The sequence below is a fragment of the Thermostichus sp. OS-CIW-20 genome (assembly GCF_054061455.1).
In genome coordinates this window covers 1-18,525 of sequence record NZ_JBSSEF010000027.1, presented here as the reverse complement: position 1 = coordinate 18,525, position 18,525 = coordinate 1, and the positions used below count along the sequence as shown (strand labels likewise).

The following is an 18,525-nucleotide window of genomic DNA, read 5'->3' as shown; positions in this document are numbered from 1 at the left end:
TCAGGGATCTCCCTTAGGGCGAGTTTCGCTGTCGAGCACTTCCAGGATGGCCTTGGCGGCGCGGGCCAAAACTCCCGGCTCCCCCAGCGCTGCCCGCATAGCAGCATAGTCGGCCTGCAGTTGGGTGCGGCGCTCGGGCCGAGTCAGCAGCTCCAAGGCCAGTTGGGCGACTCGCTCTGGCTGGGCCTCCTCCTGGAGGAGTTCCGGCACAATGGGGCGCATCAGCACCAAGTTGGGGGGAGACATAAAGGGCACCGACACCTTCAGCCAATGGCGGGCCAGCCAAAAGGTAATTGGGTTGAGGCGGTAGATCACCACCTGCGGGATCCCCAAAATGGCCGCCTCCAGGTTGACAGTTCCCGACTTGGCCAGCACCAGGTCGGCGGCCGCCAACAGCAGGTGATGCGCCTTCGGAGGCGAAGGGCGAGGCAAGAGAAGGGTGAGATCCTCCAGCCCATAGCGGCGGGCGGCTTGGGCAATCGGGGCGGCAAAGCGGGGCGAGGCCAGCGGCGCCCAAAACCGCACCTGGGGCAGGCGAGCCCGCAACAGCCGCGCTGCCTGGAGCAAGATGGGCAAAACCGAGCGCAGCTCCTGGCGGCGGGAGGCCGGCAGCAGCGCCACCACCATCGCTTCCTCAGGGATCCCTAACTCAGCCCTGGCCTGAGCGCGACCGGGTACACTCGCCAAAATATCCAGCAGGGGGTGGCCCACATAGCAAACCTGGGCACCTGCTGCGGCGTAGTAGCGGGCTTCTTCAGGGAAAATCGCCACCATCAGTCGCATCTGCTGGGCTAGCCGGTAAGTGAGGCGGCTGTTGGGCGACCACACCCATTCCTGGGGGGCAATGTAGTAAACGGCAGGGATGCGTCGCCGCTGCAACAGGCGGGCGATGCGGCTATTGATGCCGATGTAATCCACCAGGATGGCCAAATCAGGCGGGTCTTGCGCCAGGAAGCGGCGGATCTTCCACTCCGTCCATAGGGCAGGGCCGACGAAGGGGAGAGCCTCCAGAATGCCGATAGAGCTGATCTCCGTGGTGCGGTGCAACAGATTGGCCCCCGCAGCGGCCATCTCCTCTCCCCCAACTGCCGTGATGCGTAGGTGCGGGCGTTGGCGCAGCAACTCGCGGATGAGATGGCCGGCCTGCAGATCCCCGGAGACTTCTCCGGTGCAGATAAACAGATGGCTCACAGGTCGTCCTCTTCTCTGCTGCGGCGCAAGGCCGGCAGAGGGCCGCGCCGTTGGGGTTGGGAAAGGGAATCTTCCAAAAATTGCAGCAGATGGAGCAGGGATCCCGTCTCGTCCACCAGCTCTTTCCCCTGCAGGGAGAAGATGCTAGAGCCCCCCTCGCTTCGCAGACTCTCCCGCAGCGTTTGCAGCGCTTTTTCCAGGGGCAAACCGGAACGGTAGAGGAGCCGGTAGGCCTGCCGCAAGGCCGCCAGGGATCCCTCCATCCCCTTGGCTCGCCGCAACCCCACCAAGTTAAGGCCCCGGATGCGGGCCGGGTGCCCCTCCACCAACATGTAAGGCGGCACGTCGCGATCCACCCGGCTCATGGCCCCCACCATAGCCAGGCGCCCCACACGGGTAAACTGGTGGATCCCGACCATGCCGCCGATGCGCGCCTGCGACTCAATGTGAATGTGGCCAGCCAGGGAGACAGCGTTGGTGATCACCACCTGATTTTCGATGACGCAGTTGTGGGCGACGTGGACGTAGGCCATCAGCAGGTTGTGATCGCCGACCACCGTCGCTTCCCCTTCATTGGTGGCTCGGTTGATGGTGACGAACTCGCGGATGCGGTTGCCCTTGCCGATCACCACCTGAGAGGGCGCGCCGCTGTACTTCAGATCCTGAGGCTCCCTGCCCAGCACCGCCCCCGGAAAAATCTGGTTGTCCTCGCCAATATCTGTCCAACCATCGATCACCACGTGGGCCCCCACCACCGTACGGGCGCCAATGCGCACATGCTCGCCGATAACCGCATAGGGGCCAACTTGTACCGTCTCGTGCAACTCAGCCTTCGGATGGATCACCGCTGTGGGATGAATCCGAACAGAGGAGTTGGGAGTGGATCCCGCTGAAGCCAACGAACTCATTTCTAACCTAGCCAGCAAATGTAGCTACGCTCCCAACCCTGCGATTAGGGCTTGCTTGGGGAGGGCACAATCCTCCACCGCTCTGCTGTGAAACTCCGACCGGGAGGTGAAAGCAGCACTTGACATGCCCCTATCCCAACACTTTAGCAGGGTCTTTCCACGCCAAGTTGCCTCCGCTGGGCTCCTCCTCGATGGGGAAAACAGATGGCCACCCCCCACTTGCCCCGCGGTTGCGGAGCGCCAAAGGCCCCGCTGCTGGCCGCTGTTGGCCCATCAATCCACCAGGGAGAACATCAGCTCCCCTTCGGTCACCAACTGTCCCCCCACCTGGGCCCGACAAAACATCTTGCCGATGCGTTTTTGCCGGATGGTGAGCAAATTGGCTGACAGCAGCAACTGATCCCCCGGCAGCACGGGGCGGCGGAAGCGAACGCCATCGATGCCGGCAAAGAGAGCCAACCGCCCAGCCACATCCGGCAACTTGGTCAACACGATCCCCCCCAACTGCGCCATGGCCTCGACGATCAGAACGCCGGGCATGATCGGTCGGTTGGGGAAGTGCCCCTGGAAAAAGGGCTCGTTGAAGGTGACGTTTTTCAGGCCCACCGCCCGTTGCCCTGGTTGATACTCCACCACGCGATCCACCAGCAAAAAAGGGTAGCGATGGGGCAGGATCTCCAGGATTTGATCCGTGGTGAAGACGGGGGGAGCGGTTGCCAACTGGGCAGCTGCTTCAGCCGAGAGAAGAGGTGGAGGAGAGACATCAGAGGACATAGTAACCCACAGAGCCAGAAGACAAACCGTGAAACCGTGACGTACTCCCGCACTCATGCTGACGCATAGAGTGCAGGCTTCATGGCTTACGCCACGCTTCGCCAACAGTGACTCCTGCCCAATGGCAGGACATTTCCTGAGCTTGAAGAACGGGACGCCCCACCGCTCTGGATTTGATAACTCGCGCCGAGTTGTGATCCCGTGACAGCCTTAGCCCGCAGGAGGGGCAATCGTGCCACCGCTCATGCAGCTTTTTGGGCACCTCACGACCACACCCCGAGCACCCTTGACTGCTGCCGCGGGGATCCCCTGCAATCGTCAACAGCCCAGCTCTTTCAGCCTTGGCTGCCAGAATTTGCAGGAACTGCCCCCACCCAGCATCATGCACAGATTTGGCCAGTCGAGTCCTCGCCAGACCTTTGATGTCCAACGCCTCATGGGCTATGTGCTTTCTTGTCTGCAAAAGTTTGCGGGCAGTTTTGTGGTGAAAATCTCGGCGCTGGTTGGCTACTTTCTGATGTGCCTTGCTCAACCTCTTGACCGCTTTCTGGTAGCGGTTTGGCCTCTTCTGCTTGCGCGATACAGACCGTTGCAGCCGCTTGAGGGGCTTTTGCGCCCTACGGTAATGCTGAGGAACCTCAACCGCCTCACCCTCATCGGTGACCAAGAAAGAGCTTAGCCCCAGGTCTATCCCCATCGTGTTTTCCCACGTTGGGGGGTCAGGGCTCCATTCCGGGACAGACGAATCTTGTAAGCTCAAGGTCACATACCACCCATCCACCTTGCGGGTGATGGTGGCCGTTTTGATAACAAACCCCTCAGGCAAAGGACGGTGTTGGACCAGCTTGACCGGCCCAATCTTGGGCAGATGGATAAACTGCCCTCGAATGCAGTCCTGCTTCATCTGGGGGAAGGTGAAGGAGCGATACCGCCCAACACCCTTAAACCTGGGCCTGCCTGCCCGCTTGCCGTTACAGTCACCTTTTAGCCATCGGTCAAACGCTCTTTGCACTCGTTCTACACAGTCTTGGAGCACCTGGGAATGAATCGCTTGGTATTCGGGGAAGAGAGCCTTTGTGTTTACCAAGTCTCGTTTCTGTGAGTAGAAATCGGGCTTGTCTTTCAACTCAGGCAGATGGCAGACCGTCAAGGAGCAGGCATGGATATTGCAGCGATTCTGCTCCCACCCGTTGAACCGTTCTGCCAGGCGATAGTTGTACTGCTTACGCAGCAGCTCCAGCCACTCACCCATCAGGGCGACTTGGCTAGCAGTAGGGCGCAAGCGGTACTGGTAAGCGGTTCTCATGATGAATGCATTGTACCTGTTGAACGCTCCCGCCTCTCATCCCGACTCTGACCGGCCCGCCCCCCCTATATCCCCCCGTATACGGGGGGACTGGGGGGCTGGGGGACTGGGGGGTACAGAGCGGGGCTTCCAGGACTACGTCCCGCTAGCGCGAACGGCGGATTAGCTAAAGCCCGCATGGGCGGGCATTGAACCCAAAGCAAGGCCGCACAGAGAAATTGCAGCAGGCCAGGAACTTTTCACCCATCCCAGCAGCCGGGATCCCCCTCAAAACGAAGAGCGAGATTCCACCCCACCGAGGCAAAGGGGATCCCTTGCTTGCTCTTGAGCTGGCTCCACCTGCAGGGATCCACTCTTGAGCAACTGCTCAGCCAAACGGTGGTGGAGGGCGTGGCCCGCCTTGTAGGCCACAATGTGCCCCTGCAAGCGGCAGCCCAACAAGCTGAGATCTCCTAGTAAATCTATCAGCTTATGGCGCACCGGCTCATCCGGGAAGCGCAACGGCCCCAACCACTCGGTTTTGCTGCAGACGATAGCATTTTCCAAGCTGCCCCCCTGAATCAGCCCCTGTTGGCGGGCCAGCTCCGCATCCTGTTGGCGGGCGAAGGTGCGGGCCGGGGCAATGGATTGGACAAAGTCCGCCCTGTTCTCCCGCCAGCTCAGCCACTGTTGGCCGATAGGGCAGTCGGCAAAATCGATGCCATAGGTAAAGCGAAACCCGGGGTAGGGCACGGCGCTGACAAAGGCTTCCCCTGCCCAGACCGTGACCGGCTCCTGGATCACCCCCAGCAGGGCCGGCTGCTCCTGGGCCAGGATCCCGGCTTGGGCAACGGCCTCCACAAAGGGCAGGGCGGAGCCATCCAGAATCGGCAGCTCCGGCCCCTCCACCTCGATGCGGCAGTTGTCGATGCCCAGCACGTAAAGAGCGGCCAACAAGTGTTCCACCGTCTGCACCTGGACAGGGGGGGATCCCTGCTGTAAACGGGTGCAGAGAGCGGCAGGGGCCAGGGATCCCAACCGAGCGGGGATGGGAGGGGAGCCCGGCTGATCCACCCGCACAAAGACTCGACCGCTGCTGGCAGGGGCCGGATGCAGGCTACAGCGAACCGGCAGGCCGGTGTGCAGGCCCACCCCCTCTAGGGAAATAGAGCTGGCCAAGGTGTGTTGTTGTTCTCTCATAGGTCTCTATGGCCAACGCTCTTGGCCCCGGTCGAAAACGCGATAGTAGAGTTCCCGATAGCCAACGCGCAGGCTGCTGCTGGCGTCTGCCAATTTGCCTTTGCGACTGCCGTAGGCGCTGAACACCTCGTAAGTATCTCCCTCAAAGAAAAACGAGGAGACATCGGAAACCTCTTCCCCCCCCAACAACTGCCAACGCCCCCCCCGAAATCGCAGCCGGTAGTGGGCCCTGTCCAAGCTACCGGAGGGGCGGTCGATGGCGGCGTCGATGCGGCCCTCGTACTCCGGCGGCTCGGCTCCTGCTATGGGTCGAACCTCGACGGAGATATCGCGGTAACGGCAGTTGGGGCGGCTGCACAGGCGGATCGAGCGCATGGCCTCGGCAATGGCTTCCAGCCGCTGTCGCGCCTCGGCCAGAGAAAAGTGCTCCGCACCGCTATCGCGAACGAGCTGGGGCGACACCTGAGTCGGCTCTGCTGCTGGGGAGAGCGACGAATGGGCAGCCAAGGCTGGGGATCCCCAGCAGCACCCCAGCAGCAATAGGCACATCCAACTCAGCCAACGGCGGTAGGCGGATCCCATCGGCGCAATCTATGACAAGATCTAACTCCTCTACTTTAGGGGATCCCTATCTGCGATTTCTGAGCAATGCCGGCATCGTCCAACTGGGCTCAGGAGCGATTGGCGCAGGTACGCCTTGTGTTAGTGCGGCCGGCAGGGCCGCGCAATCTCGGGGCCATTGCCCGCGTGATGAAAAACATGGGCCTGCGGCAGTGGGTGTTGGTGGATCCCCAATGCGATCCCCTCGACGCAGAAGCAGTCACCATGGCCGTGCATGCGACGGACTTGCTCCGCCAAGCCCGGCAGGTGCCAACCTTAGCCGAGGCCCTTCAGGGATGTGTGCAGGTATTCGGGACAGCAGGCCGCCGCGAGCCCTACCCGCCCGAATGGCAAATTCAGTCTCCCCGCCAGGCTTTCCCGGAGCTGCTGGCTGCCGGCCCTGCCGCTCTGGTGTTTGGCCCTGAAGATCGGGGCTTGAGCAACGAAGAGCTGGCCCTCTGCCATCGCCAGATCCAGATCCCCACCGATCCGGCCTACCCTTCCCTGAACTTGGCCCAGGCAGTGGGCATCTGTTGCTACGAGCTGCGCACCCTCCTCTGCCAGAATCTTCCCCCGCCAGTGACCAGCTCTGGGATCTCAAAGCCGGCTCCCTTCGAGCTGCTGGAGGGTTTTTTCGGCCACCTGGAGGCGCTGTTGCTGCAAATTGGCTACCTGCACCCCCACACCGCTCGCCGCAAGATGCTCAAGCTGCGCGCCCTCTTTCACCGCGCCGGCCTGACCCTGTCCGAGGTGGCCCTGTTACGCGGGATCCTGCGACAACTCCAGTGGAGCCAAAAATCTTCTCCTCGAGAACCCCCAAAAAAAGAGGATCCTCATCCTGCTGAGAGTGGATCCTAGCTGCCGCGGCCTCTGGCCGGCTGCCTCTGAAAACAAACCTCTGGGAACTGAGACAAGGGAATCCAGCTAGGTCTGGATGGTCTCCCTGCGGCAAACTTGATTTGACGGAGAGGGTGGGATTCGAACCCACGGTGGCTTGCGCCACGACAGTTTTCAAGACTGCTTCCTTAAACCACTCGGACACCTCTCCAGAACCTATCTTAGGCTGTGCAGTTGCCGCTTGTGCAGCTCGAGGGGTCCTGCTATCCCTGCTAACGGGTTGTGGGGAGGAATGGGGATCCGCTATAACCCACTGAGGGATCCCTGGCTATGCGATGAGAGGACATTTTTGCCCAGGTCAGGTGCAACTTCTGGCTTGGCTGTCGCTAGCGTTGTTGGCTGCCTGTCGCCCTTGGCCAGACGCATCTCCTTCCGAAGCTGCCCCCCCGGATCCGGTGCTGCGCCACATCGGCGAAGATGGCACCCATTTTGAGGCTTCCGTGGGCGATACCCGCGCTCTCCCTCCCCACTTCCCGCACCAGTTGCGCTTGCCCGACGCCACCGTCATCTCTTCGGGGCAAATTTGGGATCAGGAAGGAGGGCTTGCCTCCCTGATTTTGCAGACCTCTCAACCTCTCTCGGAGATCGCCGCCTACTACCGCCGCACCCTCTGGGGCCGGGGCTGGGATCTCCTCTCCGATCTCGAGCAGGCCGGCGGCATCCGCACGCTGGTGTTCGAGTCTCCCCCTCGCCCCGACAGGCCGCCCCAGCAGGCGGTCATCCAAGTGGGATCCCCCCGCCGCGGGCCGGATCAGGTGGAGTATCGCGATATCCTGATTTTGCTGAGTACCGTCGTCCCTGGCGGCGAAGCGCAGCCTGCCGCTGCAGCCGCTCCCTAGAGCATGCCCGTCTATACTCAAGCGATTGAAATTGCCGCTGGCGTGGCCCAGGTGGAGCGCTGTCTAATCGATCCAGCGCTGATGCGGCGCTGGCTCAACCCCCTGTTGGGCTGTGAGGCGCTGGGATCCCCCACTGGGCAACTGGGCAGCCGCTACCGCTTTTTCCTGCGCCTGCCGCTGGTTTCCCCCAGCCTAGACTGCGTGATCGCCGAGCGGGCCGAGGGCCTGGTGCAGTGGCAGTTTGAGGGTTTTTTTCAGGGCACCGACCGCTGGGAATGTTGCCCCCAGCCGCTGGGAACGCTATTGGTAAACCGCTTTGAGTTTTGCATCCCCAACCCTTGGGTGGCGGCAGGGTTCTATCTGGTGGCAGCGGAGCTGACCCGGCACGACATGCGGGCACAACTGCGACGGCTAAAGGCAGTGGCCGAGGCTTTGGGTTAGGCTGGTGGCAGGTAGTAAAGAAACGTAAAAAATGGCAATGACCAGCAACAGCAGCCTGTTCAACCGTCGCTTTTTCGACAACTTCATCCCCCAGCCGGCCAACAGCCCTCTGCAGATTGGCGAGCTGGCCCCTGACTTTGAGCTGCCCAATGTGCACGGGGATCCCGTGCGCCTGTCGGACTACCGCGGCCAAAAGCCGGTGGTTCTGGCCTTTACCCGCATCTTTACAGAAAAGCTCTTCTGCCCCTTCTGCTACCCCCACATCCAGGAGCTGAAGGCCCGCTACGAGGAGATCCGGGCTCTGGGAGCAGAGCTGCTGATGGTTACCAGCACCGACCCGGTGCAAAGCCAACAGATCCAAGCCGACCTGGAACTGCCCTATCCGCTGCTGGTGGATCCGGAGTGCAAAACCTTTCGGCTCTACGGCGTCGGCCAAGCCCTGGGGGCGCCCCTGCCAGGCCAGTTCATCGTGGATCGCGAAGGGAGGCTGCGCTATAAGCACCTCTTCTCCTTTGCCGAGCCCAACGCCAGCACCGACGAGGTGCTGCGGGTCTTGCGAGAAGGGCTAGCCAGCGGCTGGGATGGAACCCGCCGGGTGGCTCCCGTGCCCTTTTTCTAAGCCTTCCTAGGCAAGCCCGGAAGAGGAGAGGAAAGAGGTGGTCTTTGCGCGGCTGGCCCAGAATAGCGCCCGTCAGGCGGAGATCCTAGAAGTAGTCCTGCGCCACGGCTGGGACTACATGCGGCGCTTGCTCTCTTTGGGCAAGGCGGAAGAGCCGCAACTGCCACCACCCCTGGTGCTGCGCAACATCCTGGTGGATCTGGGGCCGGTCTATGTGAAGCTGGGCCAGTTGCTGAGCACCCGCCCCGACCTGCTGCCGCGGGAGTATATCGAGGCCCTCAGCACCCTGCAGAGCAATGTGCCCCCCGTGCCCTGGAACGCGGTGGAGATCCTGCTGCGCCAGCAGTTGCGAAAGCCGCTGGAACAGGTATTCAGCAGCCTCGACACGGAAGCGGTGGCGGCGGGATCCATTGCCCAGGTCCATCGCGCCCATCTCGTCAGCGGCGAAGCGGTGGCCCTCAAGATCCAGCGGCCCGGCGTGGAGGCAATAGTAGAGCGGGATACAAGGCTCATCCGCAGCATTGCTGAATTGGTGGCGCAAACAGAATTTGGCCGGCTGGCAGACGTGGTGGCCTTGGCGGATGAGTTTTGCCGGGCCATTCAGGCGGAGCTGGACTTTACCCAGGAAGCCCGCCACACGGAGCAGCTGCGGCAACGCCTGCAGGCTGGCCGTTGGTTTGATCCCAACCAACTGGTGGTGCCGCGCGTCTATTGGGCTCTTACCACCCCCAAGGTGCTGACCCTGGAGTGGATCGAAGGAAAGCCACTCCTGGAGGCGGATCGCAGCGACGCCGAGCCGCAGCAGCTTGCCCGCCTGCTCACCCGCGCCTTTTTCCAGCAGATCTGCATCGACGGCTACTTCCACGCCGATCCCCACCCCGGCAACTTGTTCTATTTGGGATCCGGTCGCGTAGCCCTCTTGGACTGCGGCATGATTGGGCGGCTGGATCCGCGCACGCAGCAGATTGTGCTGGAGCTGATTTTGGCCATCGTCAGCCTGGATGCCCAGCGCTGTGCCGAACTCACCCTGGAGCTGGCCCTGCCGGAAAGCCCCAGGGGCCGCTTGCGGGATCCCGCCGTCAGCCTGGCCCAGTTGCAGCGGGAATACGAGCGTCTTTTGCGGCAGTACTACACCCTAACTGTGGCCGAGCTGGATTTTAGCCAGCTTTTCTCCGAGATCCTGCAAGCAGCGCGGCGCAACCAGATCCGCATCCCCGGCAACCTGGGGCTGTGCGCCAAGGCCCTGGCCAATCTGGAAGGGATCGCCCGCCAGCTCACCCCAGACTACAATCTGCCGGAGCAAATTCGCCCCCTGATGGCGGACGTGTTTCGGCAGCAGTTGCTGGGGGAAGCTCCCCTACCCTCGCTGCTGCGCACAGCCTTGGACCTGAAAAACCTCTCGCTGCAGTCGCCGCGGCAATTGGAAGTGCTGCTCAGCCGCATCACCTCGGAAACCCAACGCTGGAACCTCACCATCCAAGAGCTGGAAGACCTCCGCATCAGCCTGGATCAGTCGGCCAACCGCCTCTCCTACAGCATCCTGGTCGGATCCCTGATTATCGGCGCCGCCATCATCTCGGCGCAAACCCAGCGCTTCCAGGTCTTCTGGCTGAGCGAGCTGCTTTTTGGCGCCGCCAGCCTCTTGGGACTGTGGCTCATCCTCAGCATCCTCCGCTCCGGTCGCCTGCGCAATTAGCCCCTAGCTCGGACTTGCCAGGGATCCCGATCCTAGCCATGTTGCCAAAAGCACATAAAAACGGTATCAACGCTTCTGCGAGCGCCTCGCCAAAACCCGCAAAAGCCGATTTTTTCGTTGACCCGCTCGATGCCTTGCGCCACAAGGCTTTCAGGCCTCTCACCCCTCCTCTGCAAGGCCTTTTTTTGCCCTCTTCGACCGACCCCCTCGCAAATAGGCCTTGCATTCCTTGCCCCGCTTGGGTTTAATAAGGGTAGAGTTCCCCCTTCGGGGGGATCCCTAGAAATTGGAAACGCTATCTACAGGGTAAGTAGATTAGAGGGGGACGTCTTCCGTTCCCCCTTCGGGGGGATCCCTAGAAATTGGAAACGACTGACCTCAACATCTATAAGGCCCACGTTAGCCCTGCTAGTTCCCCCTTCGGGGGGATCCCTAGAAATTGGAAACCCGCTTTAACGACTGCTGGGTCTTTTTCATAACCCAGGTTCCCCCTTCGGGGGGATCCCTAGAAATTGGAAACACTCCAAGCTGCTCGTACCTGGCTAACCGCGGAGCGGCGGTTCCCCCTTCGGGGGGATCCCTAGAAATTGGAAACGCTTGAGACAAGTCTCAAGCGGGGCGTAGACCCAGAAGATCACTAGTTCCCCCTTCGGGGGGATCCCTAGAAATTGGAAACTTTAGCTGACCCTTGCCGGCGGGGCGCGGGCATCACCACCACGTCGTTCCCCCTTCGGGGGGATCCCTAGAAATTGGAAACGCTCATAGTACGTAGTATCAACGGTAAAACAATGTACTGGAAGTTCCCCCTTCGGGGGGATCCCTAGAAATTGGAAACTTACCATCAATGCCATGATGTGGGGCATTGATGGTCTACGTTCCCCCTTCGGGGGGATCCCTAGAAATTGGAAACGTTCGGTTCGGACGACCTTACCGGATTACCTGGCGAGTTCCCCCTTCGGGGGGATCCCTAGAAATTGGAAACCATTTGAATTTGTAGTGATGGAGGGACGTTGATGCTGAGTTTTGTTCCCCCTTCGGGGGGATCCCTAGAAATTGGAAACGCCAGTCCATCATGGACAGCCCAAAACTAGAATTCATCTAGAGTTCCCCCTTCGGGGGGATCCCTAGAAATTGGAAACTCTACAACGTCTGTTCCATCTAAGTAGTTATGATCAGTGTTCCCCCTTCGGGGGGATCCCTAGAAATTGGAAACGCTAGCGCTTTGGCTCTGCGGAGCTGTTGGTTGGTCATGTTCCCCCTTCGGGGGGATCCCTAGAAATTGGAAACGCTACTAACATACCTGGATTAGCCCACTCGTTGATGTTCCCCCTTCGGGGGGATCCCTAGAAATTGGAAACACTTCCCTGCGGCATAGATTTGCGAGGCCAAGGCTGTTCCCCCTTCGGGGGGATCCCTAGAAATTGGAAACTCTACTGCCAAAGTTGAGCTGCACTAGTGGGCAGCTGTTCCCCCTTCGGGGGGATCCCTAGAAATTGGAAACTATGAACCTGGGTGTCTTGGCAGGGAGATTAGAGGGTGTTCCCCCTTCGGGGGGATCCCTAGAAATTGGAAACTGGTAACAGAAATCTGCTGGTACACATCTACGTGTAGTTCCCCCTTCGGGGGGATCCCTAGAAATTGGAAACAGGTACATGCGCTTACTACCGTAGATGTACCGAATCCCGTTCCCCCTTCGGGGGGATCCCTAGAAATTGGAAACATGCCATCCGCTTTCACCGAGTACCCAGGTGTCCTGGTCAGTTCCCCCTTCGGGGGGATCCCTAGAAATTGGAAACAGGAACTCTTTATCATTGGAAAACACCCATCCTCCGGCCAGTTCCCCCTTCGGGGGGATCCCTAGAAATTGGAAACTTGAGATACATATCTTCGATGTCATCCAGCTCGCGATGTTCCCCCTTCGGGGGGATCCCTAGAAATTGGAAACTTCAAGCGCAGTTCGCCTAACGTGTTGAATGCCGGATGTTCCCCCTTCGGGGGGATCCCTAGAAATTGGAAACATCGCCCAAGTCATGCCCCAGGCGGCCTGAGCCTGGTTCCCCCTTCGGGGGGATCCCTAGAAATTGGAAACACCTAAAGAATATCGAAAATATATGTCCAGATTTTACGTTCCCCCTTCGGGGGGATCCCTAGAAATTGGAAACTTACAGTTGCAAATATACAGATCAAAGAAAAATATCGAGGGAAGTTCCCCCTTCGGGGGGATCCCTAGAAATTGGAAACACCCCCTCCCCAAAGTATGGGTAGTTCCACCTTTGAAGTTCCCCCTTCGGGGGGATCCCTAGAAATTGGAAACCATAGCATGGGCACCCCATCTACTATCGCAGATGGGTGTTCCCCCTTCGGGGGGATCCCTAGAAATTGGAAACTTTCAACTTTTTATTCCTCCCGCTGTGCCAAGTTTGAGGGGTTCCCCCTTCGGGGAGATCCCTAGAAATTGGAAACAAAAGAAAACCTGCTACCCAGTGAGTAGCGGGTTAGTGGCTCTCCCTTCAGGGAATCTCCAGAAATTAGGAAGGCGGCTAAGGAACTCCGAGTAGATCTCGGTATAGGCCTTGACCCACTCGGGATCGGGCTGGATGAGGCGTTCCACCTGCACCAGCCGATCGGCAGCCTGCTGCACCGAGCAGCACCAATAGGCCGAGGCGGCCAGGACAGCTGCCCCTACGGCGGCCTCGGGGTGCTTGACCACTGCTAAGGGGCGGGCAAGGAGGCTGGCGCGCAGGCGCAGCCACAGAGGGCTTTTGCAGCCGCCGCCGGTGGTCAACAGCGTTCCCTCTATGGGGATCCCGTGGGCGGCCAAGGTCTCCAGCCCCAGCCGCTCCACCATTGCCACCCCTTCCAAGAGAGCTGCATAGAAGCGAGGGGATCCCACTTCCGCCTGGGGCAAGAAGCCGGCAAATTCACTATCCAGGATGGGAAAACGCTCGCCGGGTCGGCAGAGGGGATAGCTGACCAAGCCCGTGGGCAGATGGGCTTCCGCCTGCCGATCCAGGGCAGCAAAGTTGCCGCCGGGGAAGAAGTGGGGCAAGACCCCGCCGCCGCAGAAGGAGGCTGCTCCTGGCCACCAACTGGTTCGGTCGGGGTGCAGATGGGAGTAGAGGCTTTGCGTTTGCACGGGATAGGACTCCGTCCCGCTCACGCGAACAGCACTGTTGGCCTTGAAGATGAGGGTTGTGCCCAGGCTGGTGGCAACCTGCCCCAAGCGAGTAGCCCCTGCGGCCAACTGTCCGGCGCAGCCATCGGTGATCCCGGCAGCAATCAGCACCTCTGGCCCCAGCTCCCACTCCGCCCGCACCGTTCCCAGAACCGTTCCTGGCGCCACCACCTCAGGAAAGCGCTTGGGGTCGAGGCCATGGCGAGACAGCCACTCCCGCGGCCACGTGTAGGTTTCCAGGTCGAAGCCGCTTTTTAGGGCATGGGTGTGATCGGTTACCCGCCGGCGGCCTCCCAGTTGGCTCAGGAGAAAGTCCGCCGGGTGGGCCAGGTAGCTGTCCCGGTATTGATCAGGATGGGCTTCTGCCCACCACAGCCAGCGGCTGAGCCCCCAACTGGCCGGGATCCCCAAGCGCCGGGCCTGGGCCTGTCCCCGCAGGTCGGAATACAGCCAGGCCTGATCCAGCGGCATGCCCCGCCCGTCTACCGGCAAAACCGTGCCAGAGGTGCTACAGGCACTGAGGGCAACGATGGCGTAGCGATCCCCCAGTTGGGTCTTCAGATGTGCCAGCAGCGTCTTCAGGGTGCGCAGCCAGCGGCCCGGGTTGGTTTCCGGTGGATCCCAAGAGCGCTCGCTTTTGCCCACTATCTCGCCTGCCTCCGAGAGGGCCACCACCCGCATCCCCGAAGTACCCAGGTCGATCCCGAGAAATACAGGTCCCATAGAGCTCTAGAAATCTCGGCTGCTGCGGGCCAAAGCCTCTTGGATGTCTAGATCGAGGTTCTTCACCGACTCCAGCACCGAACGGGTAATCAGCTTTCCTGCCTGCACCAACACAGCACCAGTGATAGGGTGCAAGATGGGCTGCTCGGCCCGCCGCCCAATGAGCACCTCGATATCCTTAAAAGCGTTGATGTACATCCCCACCGGCAACTCCACCACCACCCCTTCCCCCAGAACCCGCGCTTGACAAGCTAGGCGGGAATTGGTCTTACGAGTGGTGATCACCTCCAAGGTGCGCTGCTCCCGGGGGGTCATGGCCGAGAGCGATTCCATCCCCTCTTTTACATACACATGACAGGTGGCGCAGAGGCCGCGCCCGCCGCACTCTTTCAAGACATTCAGCTCTTCCCGCAACAGCACCGAGAGCAAGTTGCTGTTGGTGGCCACTTCCGACACCTGAGCAATGGGATCCAACCGCACCCGCTTGACCATTGTCTCTCCTTCGTTGTTACATCCCTTAACGTTAGCTTGTCCTGGCAAGGGATCCTAGTCACACCTATACTGTATTATTTTTTACTCGCCCTGGGATTGGGAAGGAGCGGGCTGGGCAGGCTAAAGTAGATCCTGTCCTTGTTTGCGTAGCCGTCGAGCTTTTCCAAGGTTTTGGCGGCATGAGCTCTCCGCCCATCCAGTGGTATCCCGGCCATGTGGCCAAGGCCATTGGCCAGTTTCGGGAACAATTGCGGCTGGTGGACGTGGCAATTGAAGTGGTGGACGCGCGGATCCCGCTGGCCAGCCGTCACCCTGAGCTGGACAAGTGGCTGGGGGAAAAACCTCGCCTCTTGGCGCTTAACCGAGCCGATTCCATTGCGGCAAGGGATCTCAAAGCGTGGCAGGAGCATTTTTCGCAGCAAGGGATCCCGGTCTATCCCACCAACGGCCAATCGGGAGAAGGGGTGCCCCGCCTCAAGCAAGCCATCTTACAGATGGGGCAAGCGGTAAACGAGCGGCGGCAACGGCGGGGCATGCGGCCGCGGGCTGTCCGGGCCGTGGTGGTGGGCTTTCCCAATGTGGGCAAGTCTGCCTTGTTGAATCGACTTTTGGGACGGCGAGCCGTCGAGAGCGCCGCGCGCCCTGGGGTAACCCGGCAACTGCAGTGGGTACGGCTAGGGGGCGAGTTGGATTTGCTGGACTCGCCGGGCATCCTCCCGCCTTCGCTGCCGGATCAGCGGGCAGCCACGCTGCTAGCCATCTGCGATGACATTGGCGCTGCCGCCTACGACCCCGAGCGCGTAGCGGCCTACTTTGTGGATCAACTGCTGCAGGTGCAGCCCCAGGCCCAAGCTCTTTTGCAACAGCGCTACGGCTGGCTCGATCCAATCCCCCCTGGCAGCGTGGCAGTCCAGGAGCTGGCCCAACGGCGCTACCAAGGCGATACCGAGCGAGCGGCAAGGCAAATCCTCAACGACTACCGCAAGGGATGGCTAGGGCCTCTAGCTTTGCAACTTCCTCCCAGCTCTAGCCCTCTAGCAAGAGGCTAGCTTCATCTGTCTGTATATGTTGCTACGAGATGCGGCAGAGTGAGTGATAGGATGGAACTAGAATACTAACACTGCGCCAGATTTTTCCCTGAAGTTTTTCGCAGCGCTTTTTGCCTTTAACCTGCCTGCGGACGGGTAAAGTTGGGGATAGGCTGTAAGAAACTCCAGGGAGTAAACCATCCTCCTTGCTAGATTCCCATGGGTCAGCCTGCTGTTGCCACCAGCTTAGAAGGAGGCTTTGACCTAAATAGCCTGGATTTTGAGGTGCCGGGATGGCTGCGGGCTTTGCTTTCAGGCGCTGAAGATCTCGGCGATGGGCTGCGATCCTACACGGCGGAAGAGGCAGATTTGCTGCGCCGGGCCTTCGAGTTTGCCTACTGTTTGCACAAGGGCCAAAAGCGGAAATCAGGGGATCCCTACATCGCCCATCCGGTGGCCGTGGCCAGCCTGTTGCGGGAGTTGGGGGGTGACGCCGTTACCGTAGCTGCTGGCCTTCTGCACGATGTTGTCGAAGATACGGAAGTTACCCTGGAGGCCCTAGAGGCCGAATTTGGCCCTGAGGTTCGCCTGCTGGTGGAGGGGGTAACCAAGCTTTCTCAGTTTAATTTCTCCAGCAAAACGGAGCAGCAAGCAGAAAACTTCCGCCGCATGTTTGTGGCCATGGCCAAGGATATCCGGGTCATTGTGGTCAAGTTGGCGGATCGCTTGCACAACATGCGCACGCTGCAATATCTGCCCCCCCACAAGCAAAAACAGATTGCAGCCGAAACTATGGAGATCTTCGCCCCCTTGGCCAACCGGCTGGGGATCTGGCATTTCAAGTGGGAACTGGAAGACTTGGCCTTTAAGTACCTGGACTACGAAGCCTATCGCCAGATTCAAGAGCTGGTCAACGCCAAGCGTAGCGAGCGAGAGGCAGAGATCCAAGCGTTTATTGAAGAGCTGCGGAAGCACCTCATTCAAGGGGGGCTAGAGCACTTTGAGATTAGCGGGCGGCCCAAGCACCTGTACGGCATCTACCGCAAGATGCAGCAGCAGCGCAAAGAATTTCACGAGATCTACGATCTCCTGGCCGTGCGGGTTATCGTGCAAACCGTGAGCGAATGCTACCGGGTGCTGGCGGTCGTTCACAACTGTTTTCGCCCCATTCCGGGTCGTTTCAAAGACTACATTGGCTTGCCCAAGGCCAACCGCTACCAATCTTTGCATACGGCTGTGATCGGCCTACAGGGCCGACCGGTGGAGGTGCAGATCCGCACCGAAGAGATGCACCGCGTGGCCGAATACGGCATTGCCGCCCACTGGAAGTACAAAGAAGCCGGCAGCACCCCCGTAAAGCCCGAGGAAGAGCGCTTTACCTGGCTGCGGCAACTGTTGGAGTGGCAAAACGACCTCAAGGACGACAAAGAATACCTGGACACCATTCGCGAGAACCTATTTGAGAGCGAGGTTTACGTCTTTACGCCCAAAGGAGACTTGCTGGCCCTGCCCCAGGGATCCTGCCCGGTGGACTTTGCCTATCGCATTCACTCTGAAATTGGGGATCACTGTGCCGGGGCGCGGGTGAACAACAAGATCGTGCCCTTGAATACCCGCCTGCGCAATGGCGACATTGTCCAAATCATCACCCACAAGAACGCCCACCCCAGCCTGGACTGGATCAATTTTGTAGCCACCAGCTCGGCCCGCAACCGCATTCGCCAATGGTTTAAGCGCTGCAATCGCGAGCAAAACATCGCCCGGGGCCGGGACTTGCTGGAGCGGGAGCTGGGCAAAACGGGGTTCGATGCGCTGCTCAAGTCGGAGCGGATGCAAAAGGTGGCCGAGAAGCTCAACTACACCAGCGTGGACGACCTGCTGGCGGCGCTGGGCTATGGAGAGGTCACCCCCACGCAGGTGCTCCATCGGCTGCAGGAGGTGAGCAAGCCGGCAGTCTCTCCCCCGCCAGAGGAGGGATCCCTTGAGGAAGCCAAGCTGCTGCTGCCGCGGGCCGATGGGAGCCGAGGTTCCAGCCGATCCCAATCTCCCATCCTGGGGGTGGAGGGTCTGAAACACCAGTTGGCCAAATGTTGCAACCCGCTGCCAGGGGATCCCATCCTGGGCGTGGTTACCCGCTTCAAGGGTATCACCATTCATCATCGCGATTGTCCGCGGGTGGCTCAGGTTCCGGGCGAGCGGCTGGTGCCGGTGCGCTGGAACGAGGAGCAATTACGGCAGAGCACCCAGATCTACCCTGTGGAACTGCGCCTGGAGGTCATTGACCGCGTTGGCGTGCTGCGGGACATCCTTTCCCGTCTTTCGGATCAGAGCATTAATGTGCGCAATGCCAGGGTGCAGACCTTTGCCAACCGTACGGCTCTGATCGATCTCTGTATTGATGTGCGGGACAAAAAACAGCTCGACCAAGTTCAGAGTCAATTGCGCCAGCTCTCGGATGTGCTGGTGTTGCGCTCCCGCCACTACCAGAACGGATCCCGCTGAAGAACTTCTAGGGTCTTTTTTTCGCTGGTTCGAGAGGAGCATGACTCTAGTCAATGATACGCTGGACTATACTGAAAATAATGTACAATATGTTCAGTATGGCTGCTTGGTATGGCTAGGTATGTAAAACCGAGAGAAGCGGCGGATTATTTTGG

Annotated in this window: 15 protein-coding genes, 1 tRNA gene and 1 CRISPR repeat array; of the genes, 7 read left to right on the top strand and 9 right to left on the bottom strand. The window is 60.1% G+C overall.

All coding sequences use genetic code 11. From position 1 onward, the window contains the following. The 6 genes from lpxB to ACVWXC_RS09910 form a co-directional block, all read right to left on the bottom strand. Entirely contained in the window at positions 1-1,191 is a 1,191-nt protein-coding gene (gene lpxB / locus ACVWXC_RS09935; RefSeq protein ID WP_099813040.1) for a lipid-A-disaccharide synthase, read from the bottom strand. Further along, complete coding sequence (gene lpxA / locus ACVWXC_RS09930) at positions 1,188-2,099, bottom strand: acyl-ACP--UDP-N-acetylglucosamine O-acyltransferase (RefSeq protein WP_457392419.1); 912 nt, start codon at positions 2,097-2,099, stop codon at positions 1,188-1,190. Before lpxA ends, lpxB begins: the two co-directional genes overlap by 4 nt. Positions 2,100-2,372: 273 nt before the next feature. Further along, positions 2,373-2,873 carry a 3-hydroxyacyl-ACP dehydratase FabZ gene (gene fabZ, locus ACVWXC_RS09925; RefSeq protein WP_011430776.1) on the bottom strand — a complete coding sequence of 167 codons (501 nt, stop codon included), beginning with the start codon at positions 2,871-2,873 and terminating at the stop codon, positions 2,373-2,375. A gap of 79 nt (positions 2,874-2,952) precedes the next feature. Beyond that, positions 2,953-4,179 carry an RNA-guided endonuclease InsQ/TnpB family protein gene (locus ACVWXC_RS09920; protein WP_457392422.1) on the bottom strand — a complete coding sequence of 409 codons (1,227 nt, stop codon included), beginning with the start codon at positions 4,177-4,179 and terminating at the stop codon, positions 2,953-2,955. 267 nt (positions 4,180-4,446) lie between these two features. Further along, positions 4,447-5,358: a UDP-3-O-acyl-N-acetylglucosamine deacetylase gene (lpxC, locus tag ACVWXC_RS09915; RefSeq protein ID WP_414346968.1), complete on the bottom strand. Its 912-nt coding sequence runs from the start codon at positions 5,356-5,358 to the stop codon at positions 4,447-4,449. A gap of 6 nt (positions 5,359-5,364) precedes the next feature. Then, positions 5,365-5,940 (bottom strand): hypothetical protein, encoded by a 576-nt coding sequence (locus tag ACVWXC_RS09910; protein ID WP_011430773.1) that lies wholly within the window; start codon positions 5,938-5,940, stop codon positions 5,365-5,367. Positions 5,941-6,006: 66 nt separating this feature from the next. On the opposite strand from ACVWXC_RS09910, the gene ACVWXC_RS09905 reads away from it, so the two are divergent. After that, positions 6,007-6,816: an RNA methyltransferase gene (locus ACVWXC_RS09905; RefSeq protein ID WP_457392426.1), complete on the top strand. Its 810-nt coding sequence runs from the start codon at positions 6,007-6,009 to the stop codon at positions 6,814-6,816. Between the two features lie 105 nt (positions 6,817-6,921). Here ACVWXC_RS09905 and ACVWXC_RS09900 read toward each other — a convergent pair. Further along, positions 6,922-7,006: transfer RNA gene (locus ACVWXC_RS09900), tRNA-Ser, on the bottom strand. Between the two features lie 124 nt (positions 7,007-7,130). Between ACVWXC_RS09900 and ACVWXC_RS09895 the strand changes: the two genes are divergently transcribed. The 4 genes from ACVWXC_RS09895 to ACVWXC_RS09880 are packed head-to-tail and all read left to right on the top strand — an operon-like array spanning position 7,131 to position 10,450. Beyond that, the gene (locus ACVWXC_RS09895; protein ID WP_011430771.1) at positions 7,131-7,694 is read left to right on the top strand and encodes a hypothetical protein; all 564 of its coding nucleotides are present in this window, start codon (positions 7,131-7,133) and stop codon (positions 7,692-7,694) included. A gap of 3 nt (positions 7,695-7,697) precedes the next feature. Continuing rightward, entirely contained in the window at positions 7,698-8,135 is a 438-nt protein-coding gene (locus tag ACVWXC_RS09890; RefSeq protein WP_099813044.1) for an SRPBCC family protein, read from the top strand. Between the two features lie 37 nt (positions 8,136-8,172). Then, entirely contained in the window at positions 8,173-8,754 is a 582-nt protein-coding gene (locus tag ACVWXC_RS09885; protein ID WP_011430769.1) for a peroxiredoxin family protein, read from the top strand. A 37-nt stretch (positions 8,755-8,791) separates the two neighbouring features. Then, positions 8,792-10,450 carry an ABC1 kinase family protein gene (locus ACVWXC_RS09880; RefSeq protein ID WP_011430768.1) on the top strand — a complete coding sequence of 553 codons (1,659 nt, stop codon included), beginning with the start codon at positions 8,792-8,794 and terminating at the stop codon, positions 10,448-10,450. A gap of 258 nt (positions 10,451-10,708) precedes the next feature. Continuing rightward, positions 10,709-12,913: direct repeats of the CRISPR family, unit length 36 nt; unit sequence GTTCCCCCTTCGGGGGGATCCCTAGAAATTGGAAAC. A gap of 13 nt (positions 12,914-12,926) precedes the next feature. Here the strand turns inward: ACVWXC_RS09880 and ACVWXC_RS09875 are convergent. Together ACVWXC_RS09875 and ACVWXC_RS09870 are read right to left on the bottom strand one after the other, a co-directional pair. Then, a complete protein-coding gene (locus tag ACVWXC_RS09875) occupies positions 12,927-14,348 on the bottom strand; it encodes an FGGY-family carbohydrate kinase (RefSeq protein ID WP_414402558.1) in 1,422 nt (473 codons plus the stop codon). A gap of 6 nt (positions 14,349-14,354) precedes the next feature. Then, positions 14,355-14,840: a 2Fe-2S iron-sulfur cluster-binding protein gene (locus tag ACVWXC_RS09870; protein ID WP_457392430.1), complete on the bottom strand. Its 486-nt coding sequence runs from the start codon at positions 14,838-14,840 to the stop codon at positions 14,355-14,357. 179 nt (positions 14,841-15,019) lie between these two features. On the opposite strand from ACVWXC_RS09870, the gene ylqF reads away from it, so the two are divergent. Both ylqF and ACVWXC_RS09860 read left to right on the top strand, forming a co-directional pair. Further along, complete coding sequence (gene ylqF / locus ACVWXC_RS09865) at positions 15,020-15,889, top strand: ribosome biogenesis GTPase YlqF (protein WP_457392433.1); 870 nt, start codon at positions 15,020-15,022, stop codon at positions 15,887-15,889. A 198-nt stretch (positions 15,890-16,087) separates the two neighbouring features. Next, a complete protein-coding gene (locus tag ACVWXC_RS09860) occupies positions 16,088-18,370 on the top strand; it encodes a RelA/SpoT family protein (RefSeq protein ID WP_099813048.1) in 2,283 nt (760 codons plus the stop codon). Positions 18,371-18,525: the final 155 nt, after the last annotated feature.